4 protein-coding genes and 1 pseudogene are annotated in these 2,822 nt (G+C 43.6%); all 5 read left to right on the forward strand.

Annotation, left to right across the window (positions count from 1 at the left end; all coding sequences use genetic code 11):
- Positions 1–494 (forward strand): hypothetical protein (locus tag QZY09_RS04370; protein ID WP_295668622.1); only part of this gene is annotated, 494 nt, incomplete at its 5' end.
- Positions 495–499: 5 nt separating this feature from the next.
- Positions 500–916 (forward strand): hypothetical protein, encoded by a 417-nt coding sequence (locus QZY09_RS04375; protein ID WP_295668625.1) that lies wholly within the window; start codon positions 500–502, stop codon positions 914–916.
- A 19-nt stretch (positions 917–935) separates the two neighbouring features.
- Complete coding sequence (locus QZY09_RS04380; RefSeq protein WP_295668628.1) at positions 936–1,373, forward strand: hypothetical protein; 438 nt, start codon at positions 936–938, stop codon at positions 1,371–1,373.
- Positions 1,373–2,566 (forward strand): tetratricopeptide repeat protein, encoded by a 1,194-nt coding sequence (locus QZY09_RS04385; protein WP_295668631.1) that lies wholly within the window; start codon positions 1,373–1,375, stop codon positions 2,564–2,566. The genes QZY09_RS04380 and QZY09_RS04385 overlap by 1 nt, the downstream gene beginning before the upstream one ends.
- Positions 2,567–2,822 (forward strand): annotated as a pseudogene (locus QZY09_RS04390) (hypothetical protein); the annotation flags it as partial.

The raw sequence follows: 2,822 nt of genomic DNA on the forward strand, positions 1-2,822 counted from the left end.
CAACAAATAATATGAAAAAAGTAGTTTTAATATGGTTGCTGGTGGTGTTGCTGCTATTTTGCGCCGCCAAATTGTTCGCGCAAACTCCCGGACAGCAATCAGCCAGGGCGTTTAAACAGTTTTATTTCCATAGAGTCAATTCGGCCATCTTGCGGGACAACCTGATGACAAGGGAGTTAGTAAATACACTGCCCGGCCCCAAAAACGGCAGCATTACCATTAGCGTAAACGATAACTCTCTAAAAATAGCCGCCGATGGCGACGAGGATAAAAATTATACCATAAAAAAGGTTGGCGACGAAACTACCGATCAATACGGTAACAAAAAACTCATCATTACTTGTACCGACGCTGCCGGCACAAATTGCACCGCTACCATCCGACGCGAGTATGCTTACAGGTCGGATAACGAAATGGTGATTAATATCACGTACCCCAATGGCACAGGAAAAGGGTACTACTGCACGTTGGAAGAGAACTTATTTATAAACTAAACAACATGAAAAAGATAATCACAACCCTGATTTTAAGCGGGCTGCTTATTACGGCTTTTGCACAAAAAACATTTAAACCTATCCATTACACCATGATTATTACCGGGGCAAATAAGAACGCAACTTCCGGGGATATTAAGGTCAATATGAAAGATTCCACCATTGTTATCGGCGAAGACCCGGCAAAAAAATTTAAGATTGAAATGATGGCGCCCGAACAAAACGCATTATCTGATGATAAGTCCCTGACAACATGGTTGAGTTTTCTTTGTAACGGCAGCGATAGCAGATCGTACACCATAATGATAGCACGGCAGCAACAGCCCAATGGCACCAAAATAATGAACGTACAGGTAAACACCGACGGTGCAGATCCGGTAGTTTATGACTGCGACTACCTCCAGGAACCATACACCGATTGACCCTATAGCTAACCTAACCATGAAAAAGATATTTACCACTATTGTGCTCATCGGAATGCTTTTTACAGCTTTTGCACAAAAAACTTTTAAGCCCATTCACTTTACGTCCTATATGCAAACCCAAAAATCCCTGGAGTTTAATGGGGATAAGGATGGCCCGGAACAGCATGTTTCCGGGATGATCCAGGTAAACGCAAAGGATTCTGTATTCACTATATCCGTTGATACCCAGGTAGCATTAAAACTGAAGATATGGACCATCGGCGACGAATTTGCAGATGGCCAATACGATAAGGTTGTTCAGCTTTCGTGTATGGATGATGCCGGAAAAAAATATGGTGTCAGGATAGTCCGCACAAAAACCTCATCCTACACTTACATGAAATTGTATATATCACCGGTATCAACTATGATTTATCAAACCTATTACTGTGATTATTTAAAGAAATTATATTAATGAAAAAGCTAATCGTATCACTGCTTTTACTGCTTGCTGCCGGCGTTGCTTTCAGCCAGCCCAATATCAGCCCATCGGAACAGGCCGGCACCGATCTTTACAAACAAGGGAAAATGGATGAAGCAATTACCGCCTTTAAAAAAGCATTGGTCGAAAACCCGCAAAGCCTTTACAGTATGAACGCGCTCGGCAATTTGTACCTGATGAACGCCAATTATCAGGATGCCTATGTGGTTGCCGACAAAGGCTTTAAAATTACAGGCGGCGCGCCAAATTTTATGGTGGTAAAGGCAAAGGCCGCCATCCGGATCAATAAAGCGCAGGAAGCTCTGACAATGGTGGATGATTATTTGAAAACGCACCAGCCTGATTTTATGATGCTGTTTGTAAAAGGTTCTGCCTATAATGTTTTGGGCGACAGGCAGCAGGCGCTGGCCTTTTTTAGCCAGAGTATCGCCGCAAATCCCGATTTTCCGGATGCCTACCTTGGGAGAGGGAAAGATCTGGACGATATAGGCCGTTACCCTCAGGCATTAAAGGATCTGGATAAATATATCTCATTAAGGGATGATAACGCGCAGGCTTATTACGATAGGAGCCTTGTTTACTTCCATTCCGGCGATTTTAATGCTGCCTTAGGTGATTGCAATAAATCCCTTGCGTTTGATCCAAAAAATGCATCGTTCTTGGAATTCCGTGGCGAGGTTTATGCCGCGCTAAAACAACCTGAAATGGCCCTGGCAGATTTTAATGCGGCCATTGCCATTGCGCCCGGTTACGCGGTGCCTTATTACCAGGTGGCAGGCACTTATCTAAATGCCAAAGAGTACAGTAAAGCATTGCCATTTATCAATAAAGCAATTGAATTGATACCCAATGCCAAAGAGTATTTCTGGATCAGATGCAGGCTTTACTTGTATTTAAACAAAAACGCCGAAGCATTAGCCGACGCCCAAAAAGCGATGGCCCTGGATGATAAAGCGCCCGATGGATATGTATGCCTTGCAGAAGCGCAATATAACCTGGATAAATATGAGGACGCCGTAAAAACAGCAACTAAGGGTATTGCCGTTAATCCCGATTACTATTTATTGTATATGCTGCGTGCGACCTTTTACAGGGATAAGGGAAACACGGCTATGGCCGATGCTGATGACCAAAAAGCCAAACAACTTGCTGGTAATATCAAATAAATGAAAACTGTAATTGCAATAATCCTGATGATGTCTGCTACCCGTTTGTGTGCGCAATGTACATCGGGTAACTGTATAGCCGGCACCGGCACCTTTAATTATGGCTGGTGTGTGTACACCGGTGAATTTAAAGACGGCAAGCCCGAGGGTAAAGGAGTGATGAAATACGATGATTATACATACATGGGACCGTTTGTAAACGGACTGGAAGACGGCCAGGGGGTGATCATCAACAAAGATGGCTCCCGCGAAAATG

Source organism: uncultured Mucilaginibacter sp. (genome assembly GCF_903913935.1).
Classification (GTDB): domain Bacteria; phylum Bacteroidota; class Bacteroidia; order Sphingobacteriales; family Sphingobacteriaceae; genus Mucilaginibacter.